The following is a 21,630-nucleotide window of genomic DNA, read 5'->3' on the forward strand; positions in this document are numbered from 1 at the left end:
TGTCAGATAAAAAATTCAATTTAATCTGACACTTTAAGCCATGTAATGATTACAAATTTATTAAAACAGAAAATTTAAAAACGCGACTTATGCGTTAGTGTTCTAGTGCAGCAAGCTTAGCCTGTAATGTAGCAATTTCGGCGTCCTTTTCAGACAAAGCGGCGTCTTTTTCAGACAAAGCAGCGTCTTTTTCAGACAAAGCAGCATCTTTTTCTTCCAACGCTTTCTTCATCTGTTCAATCATAAAATTAACAGTATTTTCATCTGCTTTTGCTAAGGCTTGTGAATACATACCGATAACCTCCTTTGGACGATATAAGTATTCGGACATATCCCAACAGATCTTTTCCATCCAGGGATAGTCGGATATTAGTGTAGCAAGGTCATCTATAGAATTAGCTGTTAGCAGAGATAACCATGCATTAAGTTCTGTCTTTTCTTTAGCATACTTGTTATTCTTAAATACGTCAAGGGCGATAACATAGTATTCCTGTAAGAGATGAAGATCAATGCCTGTATTAAAAATTGTTTTTCCATGATGTATAAAAATATCAGAAGATTTGCATTCAGGTGGGCTGTCTTCAAACATGACGATCGTATATACAGTCTTGATATCGTGATAGGTGAATTGATCTCCTTTTTCTCCCTTGACTCGTGTATATTGACGGAGAAGAAGATCGGACGAATAACAAGACATGCGCTCGCCTGAAAATGCATAATGTATTTTCTGAATCTCCACATTTGCAATAGAGCCATCTTCCAACTGTACGATGATATCCATAATTAATAATGGTGAAGTTGGCAGTAAACGGTTTTCCTGCGATAGAACGCTTTGAACTGTAACATTAATTCCTATGATGCTGCTAAGCAAATGAGATAGTCGTCCAGGATAGATATCAGGGTTAAACATTGCTTTAAAGAATGGATCATAGGTTAAAGGAAGAGATTTATTTCCTTCCATAAAATCTTCAAATCGATTTCGCCATTCATTGTTCAAATCCAGATATTTGCTAAAGGTATTGACATCTTTTTGCAAATCTTTTAGAAAGTCATCTTTTTTCCGAATTGGGAAAATTTGACGAATATCTACTGACGTGGATTTACATGGAGTGGTAGGTGTGACATTATTGTTGCCTTCCGTATGATTATACGTTGGTTATTCCTCTCAATTTCCGGTACCTGATTTGTCAACAAAACCACCATACCAGAAATAATGGTATAAAAACCGTTGATGTAATAACTTGTATGGTTTGATGTAACTTTTGGTAAGTGGATGCTTATAAAGACAATCTGTAAATATTTTTCCGGTAAATATTTTGAAAAAATCTCAAAATTTTACTTATGGTTTTCGGTAAAGTGCCAGTAGAATATATATTCTAAAATTAATATAAAAGAGAAAACAGATCTATGAGAAGATCCGGTATCTCGGACGGATCCTCCCGGCAGCCATCATGGCAGTGCTGGCCGTATACTGCCTGAAGAAAATGCCAACCGAATTTTTAAGCGGCGGCTATAAGAAGCTGATCGCAGCCGCAGTCCGCGTCGTTAATAAAATAACAACACCCCGGTCGCGAGGAATGCGTACCAGGGTGGTATTCAAAGGACATACTTTATTATAAACATTTGTATTTTGGACTGTCAATTCGTTGCTGGTTAAGAAATATATAAATTTATGTGCCTATGCGTTGGTTTGTAGGGAGTATACTTATACTTGACACAATGCGCTATTATTAATCATTTAATATTATAAATAATGATTTTTTACTCCAATTTTCTCCCTATCTCACTTTTCCCTTTACGGGATATTGAAAACAAAAAGATTACGGTATTTGATTCGGGCTTTAACTTTGGTAAAAAAAAGGCGGAAAGATATACTCTCCGCCCATCCTATAATAGGATCAAATGAATTTATTAACATATTTATTATAAAATATCCAGATAGTAATGTCAATGAACCCAATCTCCTGATCCATATTTCTTTACCATATCTTATCTAGTAACTCATTGAATATTATGGTCTTTGAGTAACTGCAGGTAAGTATCTGGGAGAAGAATATTGTCTGATTTACTTTCTTCTCCAAGATAACAAAATCCGTATTTTGATAATGATTGTTCGCTTGTTATCTGTTTTCCATTATATATACTAGCAGGATAAGCCATATTAGCAGAAACGCTCATTTTTTTCTCCATACGCATTGATTATATATCCACTCTTGCTCGGAATCAATAATCCATTATATTCTCCCTTTGTAGGGTTCCCTCGTATATTTCTTTCTTTCATTTTTTCTCCACAAACCCGACAGGTATAATCCTGATAATATTCAGACCAGGCTTTCTCCGTTATAACAGTCGTATTTTCATACTTTGGTTCATCTGCGGTTGGATGATGGATGGTATCAAGGAGGACCTTGGCAGGTTCATAATTTCCATGATTGGTTTCGCTGGAGTGCTTATTCCATTCCTCTGGTGTATCGTAATACTTCCCACACTTTTTGCAAATATATTTTATATCCTCTGACCACACTTCTTCGTCCCACTCTTTGACCGGGATCTGAACTTCCTTTGTCTTGGCTTTATGATCAATCTGTTCTGTTACAGAACCCGCCTTCCATAAATGAACATGATTCGCCGGCTGTTTAGACAAAGATCCGTCACTCACAGTTTCATAAGCCTTATTCTTGATAAACACAGTGCTGTTTTTCTGGATCTTCCCCTTGTTATCAACCGGATATTTTTTTCCGGCTGCAGCATAGATCCCGGATGAAACCGCCATACTATTATCGGGCCTTACAATCTGATTATTCTTCACTTTAAAATCCTGTCTGCTACCATTTTTATCTACAAAATAATTGCAGCCACTTGATTTAACGATTGTTGACCGCTGTATCTTTCCATTTTTTACATAAACATCATCGTTCCAGCCATCTTTCAACGCCTTGATGTCACCATTTTTTGTGATCCGGTAAGAAGTGCTTCCGTCATCATAATACTTTACACATCCATCATTGTCGATGAAATAAGACCCCTGCCAACCCATTGCTCTTGAAATGTTTCCGTTCGTATTCACGAAAAAAGATTTTTCATTATAGGTATAAATTTTTCCCTTATATTTCTTTAAATCTTTCTTATCCCATCTAGTGTTATTTCCGTTCCAGACTCTAAATTTACCATTTGTTATTTTTACAGAAACAGTACCGTTTTTTTTAACATAGTAAGTATATAATCCGTTATTATTTAATTTCCAGCCTTTGTTTAGGTTAATAAGACCGTTAGCCCCTACATAGAAATTTTTCTTATGTAGCCGAATGATGGTATTTTTCTTGTTTTTGAATACTTTTGAAGATGGTTTTTTATTGTTAGCAGTATATGTGTAGTATTTGCCGTCTTTGATTTTGGCATACAAATAACCATTTTTTCCGGTGCAATAGGCGATTCTTTTCGATGAATCGAAACTCCAGCCATTATTCAATTTGGAGCCGTTTTTTTTACAGATAAATCGTCCTTTATTGTCATTCCAAGTCAGTGTATAACCTGATTCTCTGCCGGCAAGTTCTGCTTGTTTTTTTTGCTTTTTCTCCATGTGCAGCAACAGAAGCAGATGAAATACGCAATATGAATAAAGAGCAACGAGTAATGCATTATCTTAAAAACCATGATAGTATTTCAACACAACAGGCAATGGAACTGTGTGAATATAAAACACGAGCAAGTGCATGTAAGTTGCTAGATAAAATGATTCAGAATGATATTTTGAGAAAAATAGGAAGTGGACCTGGTACAAAATATATATTTATTGATGACAACTTTGTTGCTCATCGTATGCAGAATGATAACAATGCAGGCAAATGGAAGAGCATGAACCGCCTTGCATGGTGCGGGCCGCTGCTCTGTTCCTTACAGACAGCACTTCCGACGCTTATTGTTGTAATCTTTGGTGCAAATGTAGTCAACTTCATTTTAAAGGTAATTCCGGAATGGGTAACGGATGGTCTTTCCATCGCAGCAGGTATCCTTCCTGTTGTCGGTATCGGTATGCTGATGCGTTACATGCCGATCAAGAAATTTCTTCCATTCGTGCTGATCGGATTTGTCCTTTCCGCATACCTTTCCGTACCGGTGCTCGGTATTGCGATCGTAGGATTTGCAGCAGCATTTTGGTATTTCACAAGTGAACTGAAAAAGCAAATGCCCCTGCAGCTACAGCAGTTGCCGGAGCAGGAACATATGAAGCAGAGGGAGATGATTTCGATGAGTATCTCCACAGGTGGATAACGGATATGATATCGCAGATTATAAAGATATAGATCCAAGCCTTGGAACAATGGCAGATTTTGAACACCTGCTTGCAAGAGCCGTTTCCAGATTCGGAAATGATTCTGAGAAATACCGTGTGATCTCAGCCAAGATGCTTGGAACCTGTCTTCATATGATGCAGGGAACTCCTTATGTATATGAAGGTGAAGAACTCGGTATGACAAATGCAGATTTCGCAGAGATCAGCGAATACAGAGATCTGGAAGCGTTAGATATCTATTATGCATCTGGTGGATGATCTGGCAGGATATGTTAGAAAAGAATCCCGCGATGTTCAGAAAGGAGCCATTCTCTTTTCTTCCTCTGAGGATGGCATTCTGATCGGTTGGGATGAAACCAGAGAATATCTGAATACAAGGCCGGGTGTCCATGCTGTAGATGGTGGCTGTGATAACCTTGAATTTAACCGGTCAGATGCAACTAAAGCAGCAGGACTTCAGACACTTGCGGTGATGCTTGGTATTCCCATGAATGAGACTCTGTCAAATAATGAAGACGGCGTTGCTGTTGTATTAGAACGCATCGCTTCGCTCATTTGACAGACCACCCATCTGTTTGCGGTAGGCATTCGGTGTCAGGCCATATTCTTTTTTAAAACAATTTACAAAATGACTGCAGGACGCAAAATACAGAAATGAACTGATTTCTGTACAGCTCGCCTGGCTGTTTAACAGCATGTAGCGAGCCGTCCTGCATTTTTCTTTTATGATATATTGTGAGAGACTGCAGTTCATATCTTTTTTGAACAGACGGGTCATATAGTCCGGGTGGAGCTTCACTGCATCGGCGACATCCGATACCCGGATCGGTTCTGTGATATGGTTGTTGATGTAGGAGACGGCCTGCATGACATGATAAGACAGTCCGGGACTGTTATGAAGCTCGTGCATGGCAAGTACAAAATCCTTCACAACAGCTCCTTTTCGCGGATTCAGTTGTTCCGGTGTCAGACATGCGTCGATTTTTCGGATATGCATATCACTTAAAGTATAGGCCTGTTCCGGATCCAACCCGGCCTCGATACAGAAACGTGTGATCATGGCAGTCAGAATGACCAGATGGTACTTTTTGTTCTGCAGTGGGGATGAAGACAGCTTTCCCATGCCTTCCATGGTATCTGCATTCATATTTAGCTTCAGCAGCTCCATATCCCCATTTGCGATCCGCCGGTAAAATGAATACTCTGCCTCCATCGGCAGGTGATAAGACTGTTCCTCCTGCTGCGCTAATAACAGTTTCTGTAATTCTTTATTCATGGAAATACTCCTTTCATATAATATACAGCTATAAAAATATTTGCATATAGGCATTATTTTATCAAATGAACGGATTGTCCATCTCTAAAAATACAATCAGAACAATGAAGGTCAGCTATGCGATATAAAAATCGGATATATTATATTCCCTACATATGCATTTATAGTATCATAAATTCAGAAAATAACAATTACAAATTTATTATTTGCTAAATGAAAAGGAGATCATGCATATGAAGACATGGAAAGGGTATCAGAAGGGTGTTAATCTGGGAGGCTGGTTTTCCCAGTGTGATTATTCCGAGGACAGATTCAATAATTTTATTACGGAAGATGATTTTAAAGAGCTTACAAGCTGGGGACTGGATCATCTCAGACTGCCGGTGGATTATAATCTGGTAGAGACAGAAGACGGACAGTATAAGGAAGAAGGTTTTGCACGGATCAAACGTGCACTGGAACTCGGACATAAATATGGTTTCAATATGATTCTTGACCTGCATAAGACCGCCGGTTATTCTTTTGATCCGGGAGAAAAACAGAGTGGATTTTTTGGAAACGAAGCTCTTCAGGAACGCTTCTACAGATTATGGGAAGAATTTGCAAAGCGCTTTGGCGGATATGGAGATAAAGTTGCATTTGAATTATTAAATGAGGTAGTAGATAAAGAAGATGGTGCCGTATGGGCAGAGATCGCACCAAAGTGTGTCGAACGTATCCGTGCATATGCACCGGCAACTGATATTCTGATCGGTGGTTACTGGCATAACAGCGTGCAGGCAGTCAGAGATATTCCGATGCCGATGGATGAACATATCATATATAATTTCCACAGCTATGACCCTCTTCTTTTTACACATCAGGGCGCACAGTGGGTAGATGATATGCCGGCGGATTATCATATGGAATTCAAAGGCAGCATGGAAGATTTTTGTGCATATGCAAAAGCACACCTGCCTGCAAAACTTGCGGGAACGCTGTCGATCCTTGATTATAAGGGCAATCTTGATTCAGCATATTTTGAAGACCTGTTTGCCGATGCGATCGCTGTTGCAAAGGAGCGAAATGTAGCACTTTATTGTGGTGAATATGGTGTGATCGAAAACGCAGATCCGGCAAACACTGTATTATGGTATAAAGCCATCCATGAAGTATTTGCAAAATATGGTATCGGCCGTGCGGCATGGTCATACAAGGAGATGGACTTCGACCTTCGCGCTGATCGTCTGAAACCGGTATTTGCTGAACTCAAGAAATATTTTTAAGGCTGTTTATCCATATACCCGGGTAAGACAGATAGAGATGGTGGGGTGGTTGAGACATCAAGTCTCAACCACCCCACCATCTCTATCTGCCTTACCCGGGTATATGGCATTCTTTTAATCAAGGCGTTAATTCTATTTAAGAAACTTTTTCCGGCGTATGCTTGCTTATTCTTTTCGTATGGATTATAATAACAAAAGCTGATTTTTGTAGTAAGAAAAGAAGTAGGAGAAAACAAGATGGTAAACGAAGAAAAGGTCAGATTGATGACCAGACTTGCCATGTACGAACAATCTACAGGAAAAGAAGATCTGGAAAAAGGCAGATATTTCAAATCAGACTATGTAAAATACAACTGTCTGAAGACCCTGGTATCGACAACGATATTATTTGTGATCGTGGTAGCGGCCTATATTTATTACAATATGGGCAAACTGATCACGGAGCTTGTAGATATAGATTTGTTCGGTCTGGCATATAAACTTCTTATAGTATATGCGGTTGTTTGCGTAGTATTTATGGTTCTTGCATGGTTTCTATACTCCTATAGATACACCAAGGCAAAGCCTCATATCATAAAGTACAATCAGGATCTGAAGAAGCTGATTGCTTTCTATGAGAAAGAGGACAAAACCAAAGGGAAGAAGAGGAGGAAGTAAACATGGCATCACTTTTGACATTCAGAGATGGAATTAAGAATTTTTGCAGTAAATACGATAGGATCGTAGCACCGGCTATCCGGTTCATTCTCGCATTGCTGATGTTCTGGTCCATTGTACATATTACAGGCGGACATAATGAAACGATATCCAGCGGGCTGGTTATTTTTCTTCTTGCTGTTGTATGTGCATTTATTCCGGAAAGTCTTACTTATGCAATTGGTGGAGTTGTTGCATTTATGAATTATTTTTCGGGCAATAAAGAAACAGGCATATCATTTATTGTTTTATTTATTATCATGTATTGCCTGTATATCCGGTTTTTCCCGAAAGCAACATGGGTGGTCATGTATGCCCCATTATTTTTCATTATTAAAATGCAGTATGTGCTTCCGATTCTTGCAGGTATGTTTGTAGGACCGATCGCGATCGTTCCGTTAGCTTTTGGTGCTGTCTTCTATTATTTTTCATTAGATGCATCCAATTATCTTGCAGAACTGAGTAAGACAACAGATACAGAAAATATGCTTGAAAGTTATAAATATATATTCCAGCATTTGATTGATAATAAAGATCTTCTGCTTACGATTGTTGTATTTGCAGTTGTTCTTATTATTACGCATGTGATATACAGATTATCGGTTGAATATTCATGGTATGCGGCAATTATTGTTGGTGGTCTGTTTGAGATTATCTTATTCCTGGTTGGAAATGTTGTACTCAATGCAAGCATCTCGATTGGAGAGATTCTGCTGGGTTCGATCTGTGCAGTGATTATTGCGGTTGTAGCGCAGTTCTTCAAAACAGTTGTGGATTATTCAAGAGTGGAGAATACACAGTTTGAAGATGAGGAATATTATTATTATGTAAAAGCTGTTCCAAAGATCGTTATGACGAAACAGCAGAAGAACGTAAAAAAGATCAATACAGTATCACAGAATATCGCTGATGAAGATTCAGTAAGTGGTGTTACGAGGTAAAATGAATTCTTGCATATGACCTGACGTTTTTGTCAGGTCATATCTTTATCCCACCATATAGGAAGGCTGATACAGCCTTTGTATATCCGGAATATTCAGAAAGGAGAGATATCGAATGGATAAGATCCTGGCATTTATGAGAACATATTTTGACTGGTTTTACATTACCACACCGGATATCAGTGACATTATTGAGATCCTGATCCTTTCATATGTGATTTATAAGATACTGATGTGGTTTAAGAGCAATCGTGCATGGACACTGTTAAAGGGTATTGTTCTAATCCTGTTATTTACGATTCTGGCATCCCTGTTCCAGTTTAATACGATTCTGTATATATTGAAAAATGTGTTCAGCATAGGTATTCTGGCAGTTATCATTTTATTCCAGCCGGAGTTCCGGCGAGGTCTGGAAACACTTGGACGAAAGAAATTTTTTGATTATATCATGCATGAAGATGCAGATGAAAGAAAGTTGAGTGACAAAACGATTTATGAGCTGATCAAGACAGTAACTGTTTTATCAGCGAACCGGACAGGTGCATTGATCGTTATTGAAGACAAGGTCGCACTGGGTGAATATATTGATACGGGAATCCCTGTTGATGCGGTTGTAACGAACCAGCTTCTGCTTAATATATTTGAGCATAATACACCGCTTCATGATGGTGCAGTCATCCTCAGAAATAACAGAGTGGTTGCAGCAACCTGTTATCTTCCATTGTCAGCCAATCTCTCTATCAACAAGGAGTTGGGAACCAGACATCGTGCAGGTGTAGGTATCAGTGAGGTGTCCGATAGTGTAACACTGATCGTATCAGAGGAGACCGGCTCGATCTCGATCGCAAAGGGTGGCGAGCTGTATCGAAACCTGGATACAGAAAGTGTCCGGAACCATCTGGAACTGTTAAATCAGGAGGATGGAAAGAAAAAGGATGAACGCCGGCAGAGGGATGGCAAACGCAAAAAGAAGAGTACTGAGAAAAAGACCAGTTCAGGTAATGTAAAAAGTGGAAAGTCTTCTGATAAGAGAAAGGAGGCTGACGGCAATGAAAGATAAATTATTCAGTAACTGGGGATGGAAACTCTTATCATTGATCCTTGGATTTGTTGTCTGGGTCACAGTTTTAAATGTGGATGATTATTCAACCACACGGCAGATCAGAGATATACCGGTTACCCTGATCAATACAGATGCGATTACGGACAAGAATCAGTTGTATGATATTGTGTCCGGTGAAACAGTGGACATCATCGTAAAGGGCAGACGTTCAGTTGTAAATGCACTTGGAGCTTCTGATTTTACAGCAGTTGCGGATATGTCAAAATTGTCGATCACAAATGCTGTAAATATTACGGTGACAGCGAATTCATCGTCTGTAAATAACAATATCAGCATTACGATCGTAGATAATGTACTCCAGGTAGAACTGGAGGAGGAACAGACGGCATCCCTGCCGGTAACGGTTACGACAAAGGGTGAAACGGCAGAAGGATATACGACCGGTATTCCGGTATCTACGCCGAATCTGATAACGGTAAAGGGAGCAGCAAGCGTGATCGAACGGATTGAGAAGGCAGAGGTACAGGTGGACGTATCCGGACGGACTTCAGATGTAACAGCAACCTGCACACCAATCTTCTATGATGCAAATGGTGACGCGGTATCCGGTAAGAAGCTGGAAAGCAAGGTGACCGGAGTGTCTGTAACTATACCGGTTTATAAGACGAAAACGGTAGCAGTAAAGCTGGACACAACCGGTGTTCCGGCAGATAATTATAAAGTAGTGAACGTAGAATATGTGCCGAATGAAATAACAGTTGGAGGACCGGCAGATGTGCTGCAGAATCTCATGGAGATAACAGTAGATGATATCGATGTATCCGGATGCAGTGAAGATCTGGAAAGTACGATCGAGATATCCAAGTATTTGCCTGATGGAGTTGTTCTGGCAGATGAGAATACAAGCATCAGCGTCCATGTAGCGATTGAACGGAATATCAGCAGAACAATGACGATATCAGCCAATGATATTACGATTGAGAATAAACGGACGGACTATGATTATGCTGTTCAGTTTCCGGAGGGAAATACAGTTGTGATATCAGGGCTTTCTGATGAGGTTGCCAAGCTTACAGCGAAGGATCTGAAGATAACGATTGATGCGGAAACATTATCCATTGGTGCAAATACGGTTGAGCTGTCGATAAAAGACAGCGATACATACACAGTGGACAGTACCTGTAAAGTGGATATAGAAGTTACGGCAATGCCGTGACACAGCAAGGACAGGCAATAGTAGAACTACAATAGGAAGGTTGCGCTATTGCCTGATCCTGTATTATGCAGAAGGGAGACTGATATATGGAACAAATGAATGAGAAAATTGCAAAGTTAAAAGAAATTGTTGCAGGTTCGGAACGTATGGTTTTCTTTGGTGGAGCGGGTGTTTCTACAGAGAGCGGGATTCCGGATTTCCGCAGTGTGGATGGATTGTATAATCAGAAATACAAATATCCACCTGAAACGATCATCAGTCACAGCTTCTATATGCGTGACCCGGAAGAGTTTTACCGTTTCTATAAGGATAAGATGATCTATCAAGATGCAAAGCCGAATATGGCACATAAAAAACTTGCAGAACTGGAAGCGCAGGGGAAACTTGCAGTGATCGTAACACAGAATATTGACGGCCTGCATCAGATGGCAGGAAGTAAGAATGTGATTGAGCTGCATGGTTCGATCCATAGAAATTATTGCACAAAATGTCACAAATTCTATGATCTGGATTATATTATTCAATCAGATGGTGTACCAAAATGCAGTTGTGGTGGAATAATTAAGCCGGATGTAGTATTATATGAAGAGGGTCTGAACAATGACGACATTGAGAATGCGATCCGGTATATTTCGGAGGCAGATACATTGATCATTGGCGGAACCTCGTTGGTTGTTTATCCTGCCGCCGGACTGATTCGGTATTTCAGAGGAAAACACCTGGTAGTTATTAATATGTCGCCGACACAGACGGACAGTCAGGCAGATCTTCTGATCGCTGACAAGATCGGAAAAGTGCTGGGACAATTATAAAAATGAAAATAAAACGAAATGGAGAAAGACATGAACAAACTAGACCTTCAAAAAAAGGCTGTTGACATCCGTAAGGGAATTGTTTCCTCCGTACATTCTGCAAAAGCAGGACATCCGGGCGGATCACTTTCAGCAGCAGACATTTTTACTTATCTTTATTTTGAGGAATTACATGTGGATCCGAAGAATCCAAAGGATGAGAACAGAGACCGTTTTGTATTATCCAAAGGACATACAGCACCGGGTTACTATTCAGCCCTTGCTGAGAGAGGATTTTTCCCGGTTGAGGATCTTCTGACCCTGCGTCATATCGGTTCTTATTTACAGGGACACCCGGATATGAAGCACATTCCTGGTGTGGACATGTCATCCGGTTCTCTCGGACAGGGACTTTCTGCAGCAGTCGGTATGGCACTTGCAGCAAAGATGTCCGGTAAGGAATACAGAACCTACTGCCTGTGCGGAGACGGAGAGATCCAGGAGGGACAGATCTGGGAGGCTGCTATGTTTGCAGGTCACAGAAAGCTGGATAACCTTGTAGTGATCGTAGATAATAATAACCTTCAGATCGACGGAACCGTTGAGGATGTATGTTCCCCATATCCGATCGATAAGAAGTTTGAAGCATTTAATTTCCATGTAATTAATATCGACGGAAATGATTTTGATCAGATCGATGCAGCATTCAAGGAAGCAAAGGCAACCAAGGGAATGCCGACAGCGATCATCGCCCATACCGTAAAAGGTAAGGGAGTATCCTTCATGGAGAACAATGTGGGATGGCATGGTAAAGCTCCGAATGACGAGGAGTATGCGATTGCAATGGAAGAACTGGAAAAGGCAGGTGACGTGTTATGTCAGAAGTAAAGAAGATCGCAACAAGAGACAGCTATGGTAATGCATTGGTTGAGCTTGGAAAAGAACATGAGAACCTGATCGTACTGGATGCAGACCTTGCAGCAGCAACAAAGACCGGAATCTTCAAGAAAGCATTTCCGGAACGCCATGTAGACTGTGGTATCGCAGAATGTAATATGGCAGGCATCGCAGCCGGAATGTCAACCTGTGGATATGTGCCGTTTATGAGCTCCTTTGCGATGTTTGCGGCAGGCAGAGCTTTTGAGCAGGTAAGAAACAGTATCGGATACCCACATCTGAATGTAAAGATCGGAGCAACTCACGCAGGTATCTCCGTAGGAGAAGACGGAGCAACCCACCAGTGTAATGAAGATCTTGCACTGATGAGAGAGATCCCTGGCATGGTGGTTATCAATCCATGTGATGATGTAGAAGCAAGAGCAGCCGTAAAGGCAGCATATGAATATGTAGGACCTGTCTATATGAGATTTGGAAGACTGGCAGTACCGGTCATTAATGATGAGACAACCTACAAGTTTGAGATCGGCAAGGGCGTAGAATTATGGCCTGGAAAGGATATCACGATCATAGCAACCGGACTTCCGGTATCTGAGAGCTTAGAAGCTGCGAAGTTTTTGGCAGAGGACGGTATCGATGCACAGGTGATCAATATCCACACGATCAAACCGCTTGACGAGGAACTTGTCGTAAAGGCAGCACAGGCAACCGGCAGAGTGTTCACGGTAGAGGAGCATTCGATCATCGGTGGACTCGGTTCAGCGGTTATGGAATGTCTGGCAGAGAAGAATCCGGTTAAGGTAACAAGGATCGGTGTTCGCGATACCTTCGGTGAGTCCGGCCCGGCAAAGGACCTGCTTCATAAGTATGAACTCGACGCAGAGGGCATCTATAAGCAGATCAAAGCAGCATTATAAAGGCTATGTAACAAAAATAAAGATACATTATTTATTATTACGCAAGTCACGTTCGGGAGCCTTTGAAACAAAATGGAAAATACATTACATATTATTACGCAAGTCGTTTGCACTCTATTCCAACGCAACGGTACTAAGTTCCTCGCCTATGGCGACTCACTAAGAACCGGCGTTGGAAAAGGCTTGCTACATAATAGTAATGCTATTTTCCATTTGTACTTTAAGTATTCGTGTCCGAACGTGCTTGCTGCATGATGATAATGTATCTTTATTTTTGTATCTAAGTGCCTTTATAACGCTGCTTTTTATAGATAGAGGGTATGGCGGCAGACAGGGCAATAAAATGAGATACACATATGTAGAGTATAGATTATATTGAGCTGCCCATTAATGAATAAAATGGATGAGAGATATACTATTATGGAGTAAGCCTTATCCGAGGCCGGTACTTAAGTTGCGTCTTTTGCAACTTTATGTACCGCTGCACGAGGATACGAGTGGAAGCGTCTTACGGAATAATATGTATATTCTTATTCATTTTTAATTCATTAAGGGCAGCTACTTGCAAATAAAACTATATATGTGTATCTTACATGGATTCCTGTCTGCCGCCATCCCTCTCTATCATAATTCTAAAATTTTCGGCGCAGTTCTTAAATAAGGATAAAGTCGGTTGACAGAAGCCGGAAGTTTCATTTATCATATCAAGTAGAGTATATTTAAATCTATTATTTCAATAAAATCTTTTCATTCATTGTTCCGTTCATGTTTGGAACAGATACGAAAAATCTATAAAAAGATCAGGAAATAAAACTACATAGGGACAGAGAGTTGACAGAGCAAAGGGACACTTATACTTGTTATTGTGTACAATTCAGTGAAACAATATACGTTGGAGTGATAACAGGGGCTTTTATATGTGTACCGGAAAGGGAGGTTGTTTATGCAGGAACAGAAAGTCGAACAGGAAATTGATATTACGAAATTATCGAATGAATTTACCTACAGAAAATACATGATGAGCAGGGACTCCGTACGGCATTTATTTTCTAAATTAAGTGTTGCGGAATATGTCGCGCTGCAAAGTATAGAGGCGATCAGCGGGGATTCTGCTATTTATGGCGGCAAGGCATATCTGACTGATCTGTCCGTCCGGATGCAGATGAGCATTCGCAGGACATCAAAGACGGTAAGGGATCTCAGAGATTGCGGCTATGTCAAATGGTCACATGATGGAAATGGTACGGACGGCACTTATGTAACGATCACGGATGCCGGTGCGAAACAGCTTCATGAGCAGGAAACGATCATTAAGGACTTTTACGGAAATGTAATTAACAAATTCGGCAAAGAGAATATGATCAATCTGTTGATCCTGATGAAGGAGCTGGATACGGTTATGGAGAGTGAGATTGAAGAAATGCAGGTGGTGAAGAACGATGATGAGTCTGATGAAAATGAATGAGTATGTGGCAATACAGGAAAAGATATGCGAGAAAAATGATTATATCGCACCAAGATTATATGATGAATATGGAGTAAATCGCGGACTTCGCGATGACCGCGGAGTTGGTGTATTGACCGGTCTGACGAATATTTCAAAGATTGTATCCTCTAAGGTGCAGAATGGCAAGAAAGTACCTTGTGATGGAGAACTCTGGTACAGGGGTTATCGGGTGGAGAATCTGATCGGAAGTCTGGGAGAAGATGAACTGGGGTTTGAAAAGGTGGCATATCTTCTGTTGATGGGTGAGCTGCCAAATGCAGAAGAACAGCATGAATTTGAGAAGATCATCGGTGGGCTTCGTACGCTGCCATCGAATTTTACAAGAGATGTTATCATGAAAGCGCCGACAGAGGATATCATGAATTCCATGACACGTAGTATCCTGACGCTTGCATCCTATGATAAGAATGCAAAGGATACCGGTGTGAATAATTCTCTGCGTCAGTGTATCCAGCTGATCAGTGAATTTCCGATGCTGGCTGTATATGGATATAATGCATATAATCATTATGTAAAGAATGACAGTATGTTCATCCATCGTCCGGCAAAGAATCTGTCAACGGCTGAGAATATTCTCATGCTGCTTCGTCCGGATAAGAAATATTCCAAGGTAGAGGCAAAGGTACTTGATACGGCACTGATCCTTCATATGGAGCATGGTGGTGGTAATAATTCAACCTTTACAACAAGAGTTGTTACGTCCTCCGGTTCGGACACCTATTCCACAATGGCGGCTGCTATGTCATCCTTAAAGGGACCAAAGCATGGTGGTGCCAATATCAAGGTTATGGAAATGATGGATAATATTCGCGGACATATAAAAGACTATGAAGATAAAGATGAGATAGAAGCATATTTAAGCAAGATCCTGAACAAGGAAGCATTTGACAATAAGGGACTGATCTATGGTATGGGACATGCCGTATATTCCTTGTCAGATCCGAGAGAGCGGGTGTTCAAGGATTATGTCGTTAAGCTGGCTCATGAAAAGGGCAGGGAAAAAGATCTCAGGTTGTATGAGAACATAGAGGAGCTTGCCCCGGAGCTGATCGCAAAGCAGCGCAAGATCTTCAAGGGTGTAAGTCCAAATGTGGATTTCTACAGCGGATTTGTATATGACATGCTGGGAATCCCGATGGAGCTTTATACAGCGATGTTTGCAGTTGCACGTATCGTTGGATGGAGCGCACACAGGATCGAGGAGCTGATCACGAATAACCGGATCATGCGTCCGGCATACATGAGTATCATGGAGAAAAATCCCCAGATATAAACAAAAGCCAAAAACAAAGCGTAGTTTATAACATGAGAACAGACAGGTTATAAGAGCCCATTGAGGTTCTTATAATCTGTCTGTTTTTATGTATGGATCGCTGTATCGACTATAAAATAAATCAGATAATACAGAAGAAAATATACAGAAGGAATCTGCATAAACATACATTTTACATAAATAGAAATGCAACGGATCACATATACTTAGAAAGAAATGTAAAATTTTCGGGTGCTTTTCAGAGGGACCCGAAAGTGCTGAAAATATGGGGAATCATTTGGGGATGCTGGTAATACATCGAAAATGAATGATTTTACTACAATTTTACAAAGAATTTTCAAGTGATTGATAGCAGCAAAAAATGGGATGGTGTAAATTGAAGAACAGTGAAGCAGAAGAGAGATAGATGACGTATGAAAGTAACATTTGAAGATGTAAAAAAGAACAGAGCGGTTCAGACATATATAAGGATGGCAGACGAATCCTTACATGCAATGGGATATACAGAGCATGGATTTGCACATGTGGAACGTGTAGCAGAGACAGCAAGGGAGATACTGCTGACACTTGGCTATTCCGAGCGCGAAGCAGAGCTTGCGAGTATTGCAGGGTATCTGCATGATATCGGAAATGTTGTGAACCGGGAAGGACATGCGCAGTCCGGTGCGGTCATGGCGTTTCGAATATTGGACGATATGGGTGCAGATCCGGAGGATACAGCGACGATCATAACAGCAATAGGCAATCACGATGAGTCGGCGGCATTTCCGGTAAATCCGATTGCAGCAGCATTGCTGATCGCGGATAAAAGTGATGTGAGAAATTCGAGAGTCAGAAATACGGATATTTCATCCTTTGATATTCATGACAGAGTGAACTATGCCGTAAAAGAAAACAAACTGAAGATTACCAGGGATTCACATATTGAGCTGAAATTAAAGATCGATAAATCTATGTGTGCCGTTATGGATTATTTTGAGATCTTTTTACAACGTATGATCCTGTGCAGGAAATCAGCCGAGGTGCTTGGGCTGGAATTCTGGCTTACGATCAATAAACAACGGGTAATCTGACAGGGGGTGTATGGCGATTCAAAGAATATTTCAGTACATAAAAGAGAAAATAACAGGAGCGATAAAAAGAATGAATAACGGAGAAAAGAATCTGAAAAATGCAGAAGTGGCAAATGAGAAAATACAGCAAGAAAAGCGGGTAAAAAAGGTGAATCATATCGGATTGTATGAAAATCGTGAATTATCATGGCTGAAATTCAATGAACGAGTGCTGGAAGAAGCCGAGGACACCAGTGTTCCATTGTGCGAGCGGATGACATTTTTGTCTATCTTTCAGAGCAATCTGGATGAATTCTTTATGGTGCGTGTCGGTTCGTTGGAAGATCAGAAGCTGTTAAGCCAGAAACTCCGGGAGAATAAGACGAATATGACAGCGGGAGAGCAGATCAAGGCAATCTTAAAACGAGTTGCAGAACTAAACGAAAGAAAGGATGCCATCTATGCGTCTATTATGAAAGAGGTTGGGGAGAAGGGCGTCCATCTGACGGATTTTAAAACACTTGCAAAATCAGAGAGCAAATATCTGGAAGAATATTTCATGAAAGAAATCGTACCGTTGTTATCGGTTATGATCGTTGGAAGAAAGCAGCCATTTCCGTTTTTGAAGGGACAGGAGATCTACGCGCTTGCTGTTCTTGGCACAAGGAATGGTAAGAAAAAAATAGGGATCATTCCATGCAGCAGTTCTGTATTTCCAGGACTGATCCGGATTCCGACGAAGGATGATACCTATATGCTGGTCGAGGAGCTGATCCTGCATTTCCTGCCAAAGGTGTATAAGGACTATAAGGTTCTGGAAAAATCTGTGATCCGCGTAACGAGAAATGCGGATATTGATTTTAATGCAGTCTATGATGAAGATCTTGACTACAGAGATAAGATGGCACAGATCGTAAAGCTCAGAAAAAAGCTTGCACCGGTACGACTGGAATTATCCCGTGATATCAATGAAGAAATGATAAAGCAAGTATGCGAGTATGCAGAGATGGAAGAGCCACATGTGTTCTTAAATCAGGCTCCGCTCGATCTTTCATTCCTGTTTCAGATTGAGGATATTTTGAGAAAAGATGCAAATCTGGTCTATCAGAGACGTGTCCCACAGCCATCTCCGATGTTAAGGAGCAATGAACATATCATACCACAGATTTTGGATCATGATGTTTTATTATCCTATCCGTATGAGAGCATTAAACCATTTCTGCATATGCTTCAGGAGGCTGCCCGTGATCCGGAGGTTATCTCTATTCGTATGACACTTTACCGTCTGGCAAGAAACAGCAAGGTGGTAGAGGCACTGACCGAAGCTGCTGAAAATGGCAAACAGGTCGATGTACTGGTTGAATTAAAGGCGAGATTCGACGAGGCAAATAATATTGAGTGGAGCCGTACGTTAGAGGATGCAGGCTGCCATGTCGTATATGGAATTGATGGCTTAAAGGTTCATTCAAAGCTGTGTCTGATCACCAGAAAGGTCGGAGATGAGATTCAGTATATTACGCAGGTCGGAACCGGAAATTATAACGAAAAGACTTCCAGATTATATACGGATCTGTCGTTGATCACAGCAGATAAGAGAATTGGAGAAGAAGCAGCAAAGGTATTTCAGGCGATCCTGCTTGGTTCTGTAGTAGAAGATATGGAACATCTGCTGGTTGCACCAAAATGTCTCCAGAATAAGGTTCTTGCCATGATCGAGAATGAGATTCAGATCGCAAAGGAAGGAAAGCCCGCCTATATCGGAATCAAGATCAATTCACTGACGGATAAGAAGATCATAGATAAGCTGATCGATGCATCCAGAGCCGGAGTAAAGATCGACATGGTGATACGTGGCATTAACTGCTTAAGAAGTGGAATACCGGGCGATACCGATAATATTCATATTGTAAGTATTGTAGGACGTTTCCTGGAACACTCCAGAATCTATATTTTCGGAACGCATGACAGGGATAAGGTATATATCGCATCGGCTGATTTTATGACGAGAAATACACTTCGTCGTGTGGAGGTCGCAGCGCCGCTTTATGATGAGACGGTGAAGAATAAAGTCAGGAAGATGTTTGCAACGATGCTTCGCGATAATGTGAAAGCCAGAGAGCAGCAGCCGGATGGCAGTTATCAGAAACTGTCAATGGTGGAACCTGTCTTAAATTCACAGGAATATTTTTACGAGGAAGCATATATGGAAGCCGGAGATGCTTTTCATCAGCTTTTAAGAAAGCAGGATATGGATACGGAGAAGAAACAGACGGTGTAATTCAGACAAAGTCAGAAAATAGAACCTGACACAGGGGAAAATGTTATTGAAAGTTTACCTGTAAATAGATATACTATAAGTGGTAAAACAGGTTAAAAAGATAAGGAGTTTTAACACGATATGAAGCTTTCGATAACAGGATTATTTAAGCGGCATGTAAAGGAAGAAAAAAAGCCGCAGAATATAGATGCAGGTCAGGAAAAGAAACCGGCTTCCATAATTCAGACAGATACATGGAAGAAGCCATCAACAGATGGACTGGTGGATTATCATGCTGTAACCGGAGAAGGAACACCGGAGTATCAGGAACGGCAAAACAGTTTACAGCAGATGGAGGCATGGGCGAAAGAGAACCAGATTCCGGTCGGCAAGCGTACGGTGACCGATTATTACTATGACAGTAAGATCGTACCGGGACGGGTTGTACTGATGGGACTCGGAAAAAATGTCCGTGGCAGTATGCAGTATATTTTAAATGAATTAAATCATAACGATGCATTTAAAGATTTTCATATCTATGTCAAAACAGCCAAAGATACAGAAGAGATTGTAAAGACCTATATCAGACAGAACGGATGGAGCCGTACAGAAGCGGTGACTCCGGATTCTGTCTATATGGAGTTGATCGAAACGGCACAGTTTCTTCTGACTGAGGTGTATTTAACGGCTGCATGGGTGAAGAAAGAAGGTCAGATGTACATTAATATCTGGCATGGAACCCCGCTTAAAAAGCTGGGGCTTGCAAAGAATGCAAAAGGAAAGCATAAGAATGGCATTCAGCAGAGCAATTTCATTGATGCAGACTATCTGTTATATCCAAATGATTATACAAAAAAACATATGCTGGAATCCTATAAGGTTGCAGACCTGATGCCGGGTAAGGTCTTAAAGCTCGGTTATCCAAGAACCGGTGGTATGTTAGAGGCTGCGCAGAGTGACCAGACAGAATTGCGCAAGAAGCTTGCACCGAACGGGGAGCACATTTATGCCTACATGCCAACCTGGAAGGATTACCTTAAGGTCGATCAGGTTGTTGCGGAATCAAAGGAGCTTCTGGATTATCTGGATGCAAATCTCCGAGAGGATCAGATCCTGTATGTAAATCTGCATCACAGAGTCAGCGATTCGCTGGATTACAGTCAGTTTAAGAGGATCCGCCAGTTTCCTCCGACAGTGGACAGCTATAAGCTGTTGGCATTGACGGATGCACTGATCACGGATTACTCCAGTGTATTCTATGATTATCTGGCACTTCGCCGGCAGATTGTTTTATATTGCGCTGACTATGAGCTGTATCGTAAGAAACGTGGCACTTATATGGATCTGATGGAGCTTCCTTTTGATAAGGCAGTAACACCGGAAGAGGTACTTGCGGCGATCAACCGTGGTAAGACCTATGATGATGAAGCAGCATATCAGGAGTTCTGTGCTTACGATTCTGTTGAGAATGCGCACAAGCTCTGCAGTTTATTCCTGGGAACCGAGGATGAAGTTGAAGTAGAAGCGATTCCGAAAAATAAGAAAAAGAAAGTAATGATCTATTCAGATGCACTGTCCGAGTGTACGGAGACACAGTGGCTCAGAAAAACAGCGGAAAACTGTGCCGGAAGTGATACGGTGGAATTATTTATTTCCTGCAATCAGGATATGGTCAATGAGAATAAGGATTCAGCATATCCGTTGCTGAATAAAGTTCCGGTTATCGGAACAACCGCTGATTATTTCCCAAGTGCGATGGGACATACAGCGAAGAAGCTTTACGAAAGTGGGAAGATTACGATAGGACAGGCAATGTCCGTATGGAAATATGATTATGCAGCAGCAGTCAGGCGTTTTCTGGGACGTGCTGCCTTTGATCTGGCAGTATTGCTTGATGTGACAGATCCGGAAAAACTTCTGTCATTGACATTTATGGATCAGCCAAATAAAATAATGATTATCAGTGACCTTATGTACAAAGAGATCACAGAAAATAATAATACATTCCTGAAGGATGCCTTACAGGTAAGTGCATCTTATATGAGGGCAGTATTTGTGAAGAATGAAGAGCAGTATGCATATATCAGTCAGATGATCGGGGATGCATGTCCGGTTTGTTATATGAAGGATGCAAAAGATCTGACACAGGCGATCAACGCTGCTGTGATGAGAGAAGGAGAATAAT

Annotated in this window: 19 protein-coding genes and 1 pseudogene; 17 read left to right on the forward strand and 3 right to left on the reverse strand. The window is 41.0% G+C overall.

The window, feature by feature from the left end; all coding sequences use genetic code 11:
* Nucleotides 1-94: 94 nt before the first annotated feature.
* Nucleotides 95-997, reverse strand: coding sequence for a PD-(D/E)XK nuclease family transposase (locus tag DXB77_RS06630; protein ID WP_243100156.1), 903 nt, complete (start codon nt 995-997; stop codon nt 95-97).
* 406 nt (nt 998-1,403) lie between these two features.
* Between DXB77_RS06630 and DXB77_RS06635 the strand changes: the two genes are divergently transcribed.
* Complete coding sequence (locus DXB77_RS06635; protein WP_117808832.1) at nt 1,404-1,619, forward strand: AzlD domain-containing protein; 216 nt, start codon at nt 1,404-1,406, stop codon at nt 1,617-1,619.
* 542 nt (nt 1,620-2,161) lie between these two features.
* Here DXB77_RS06635 and DXB77_RS12940 read toward each other — a convergent pair.
* Entirely contained in the window at nt 2,162-3,067 is a 906-nt protein-coding gene (locus tag DXB77_RS12940) for a hypothetical protein (RefSeq protein WP_147353801.1), read from the reverse strand.
* 683 nt (nt 3,068-3,750) lie between these two features.
* Between DXB77_RS12940 and DXB77_RS06645 the strand changes: the two genes are divergently transcribed.
* The 3 genes and pseudogenes from DXB77_RS06645 (at nt 3,751) to DXB77_RS06655 (ending at nt 4,853) form a co-directional block, all read left to right on the forward strand.
* Nucleotides 3,751-4,272: a PTS sugar transporter subunit IIC gene (locus DXB77_RS06645; RefSeq protein ID WP_243100157.1), complete on the forward strand. Its 522-nt coding sequence runs from the start codon at nt 3,751-3,753 to the stop codon at nt 4,270-4,272.
* A 76-nt stretch (nt 4,273-4,348) separates the two neighbouring features.
* Nucleotides 4,349-4,534 (forward strand): annotated as a pseudogene (locus DXB77_RS13295) (alpha-amylase family glycosyl hydrolase); the annotation flags it as partial.
* A gap of 1 nt (nt 4,535) precedes the next feature.
* Nucleotides 4,536-4,853 (forward strand): hypothetical protein, encoded by a 318-nt coding sequence (locus DXB77_RS06655; protein WP_117822987.1) that lies wholly within the window; start codon nt 4,536-4,538, stop codon nt 4,851-4,853.
* On the opposite strand, the gene DXB77_RS06660 is transcribed toward DXB77_RS06655, so the two are convergent.
* Nucleotides 4,827-5,570, reverse strand: coding sequence for an AraC family transcriptional regulator (locus DXB77_RS06660; protein ID WP_173783654.1), 744 nt, complete (start codon nt 5,568-5,570; stop codon nt 4,827-4,829). The two genes, DXB77_RS06655 and DXB77_RS06660, sit on opposite strands and share 27 nt — an antisense overlap.
* A 233-nt stretch (nt 5,571-5,803) precedes the next feature.
* Here DXB77_RS06660 and DXB77_RS06665 point away from each other — a divergent pair, with 233 nt between their 5' ends.
* The 13 genes from DXB77_RS06665 (at nt 5,804) to DXB77_RS06725 (ending at nt 21,629) form a co-directional block, all read left to right on the forward strand.
* The gene (locus DXB77_RS06665; protein WP_226801031.1) at nt 5,804-6,835 is read left to right on the forward strand and encodes a cellulase family glycosylhydrolase; all 1,032 of its coding nucleotides are present in this window, start codon (nt 5,804-5,806) and stop codon (nt 6,833-6,835) included.
* A gap of 237 nt (nt 6,836-7,072) precedes the next feature.
* Entirely contained in the window at nt 7,073-7,492 is a 420-nt protein-coding gene (locus tag DXB77_RS06670) for a hypothetical protein (RefSeq protein ID WP_117808841.1), read from the forward strand.
* Between the two features lie 2 nt (nt 7,493-7,494).
* Complete coding sequence (locus DXB77_RS06675) at nt 7,495-8,472, forward strand: hypothetical protein (protein WP_117808842.1); 978 nt, start codon at nt 7,495-7,497, stop codon at nt 8,470-8,472.
* A gap of 115 nt (nt 8,473-8,587) precedes the next feature.
* Nucleotides 8,588-9,532: a diadenylate cyclase CdaA gene (gene cdaA, locus DXB77_RS06680; protein ID WP_117808843.1), complete on the forward strand. Its 945-nt coding sequence runs from the start codon at nt 8,588-8,590 to the stop codon at nt 9,530-9,532.
* Complete coding sequence (locus tag DXB77_RS06685) at nt 9,522-10,751, forward strand: CdaR family protein (protein WP_118662864.1); 1,230 nt, start codon at nt 9,522-9,524, stop codon at nt 10,749-10,751. The genes cdaA and DXB77_RS06685 overlap by 11 nt, the downstream gene beginning before the upstream one ends.
* Before the next feature lie 95 nt (nt 10,752-10,846).
* Nucleotides 10,847-11,563 carry an NAD-dependent protein deacylase gene (locus tag DXB77_RS06690; protein WP_117808855.1) on the forward strand — a complete coding sequence of 239 codons (717 nt, stop codon included), beginning with the start codon at nt 10,847-10,849 and terminating at the stop codon, nt 11,561-11,563.
* Between the two features lie 30 nt (nt 11,564-11,593).
* A complete protein-coding gene (locus tag DXB77_RS06695; protein WP_117808845.1) occupies nt 11,594-12,430 on the forward strand; it encodes a transketolase in 837 nt (278 codons plus the stop codon).
* On the forward strand, nt 12,418-13,356 hold the full coding sequence (locus DXB77_RS06700) for a transketolase family protein (protein ID WP_118662865.1): 939 nt from the start codon (nt 12,418-12,420) through the stop codon (nt 13,354-13,356). Before DXB77_RS06695 ends, DXB77_RS06700 begins: the two co-directional genes overlap by 13 nt.
* 943 nt (nt 13,357-14,299) lie before the next feature.
* Entirely contained in the window at nt 14,300-14,821 is a 522-nt protein-coding gene (locus DXB77_RS06705) for a MarR family winged helix-turn-helix transcriptional regulator (protein ID WP_117808847.1), read from the forward strand.
* Nucleotides 14,799-16,136, forward strand: coding sequence for a citrate/2-methylcitrate synthase (locus DXB77_RS06710; protein ID WP_347465503.1), 1,338 nt, complete (start codon nt 14,799-14,801; stop codon nt 16,134-16,136). Before DXB77_RS06705 ends, DXB77_RS06710 begins: the two co-directional genes overlap by 23 nt.
* 413 nt (nt 16,137-16,549) lie before the next feature.
* Nucleotides 16,550-17,209, forward strand: coding sequence for an HD domain-containing protein (locus DXB77_RS06715; protein WP_118662866.1), 660 nt, complete (start codon nt 16,550-16,552; stop codon nt 17,207-17,209).
* A gap of 70 nt (nt 17,210-17,279) precedes the next feature.
* The gene (gene ppk1, locus DXB77_RS06720; protein WP_347559477.1) at nt 17,280-19,466 is read left to right on the forward strand and encodes a polyphosphate kinase 1; all 2,187 of its coding nucleotides are present in this window, start codon (nt 17,280-17,282) and stop codon (nt 19,464-19,466) included.
* Nucleotides 19,467-19,586: 120 nt separating this feature from the next.
* On the forward strand, nt 19,587-21,629 hold the full coding sequence (locus DXB77_RS06725) for a CDP-glycerol glycerophosphotransferase family protein (protein WP_118662868.1): 2,043 nt from the start codon (nt 19,587-19,589) through the stop codon (nt 21,627-21,629).
* Nucleotide 21,630 lies beyond the last annotated feature (1 nt).

Origin of the sequence: Clostridium sp. OM05-9, assembly GCF_003481465.1 — a bacterium.
Classification (GTDB): Bacteria; Bacillota; Clostridia; order Lachnospirales; family Lachnospiraceae; genus Coprococcus; species Coprococcus ammoniilyticus.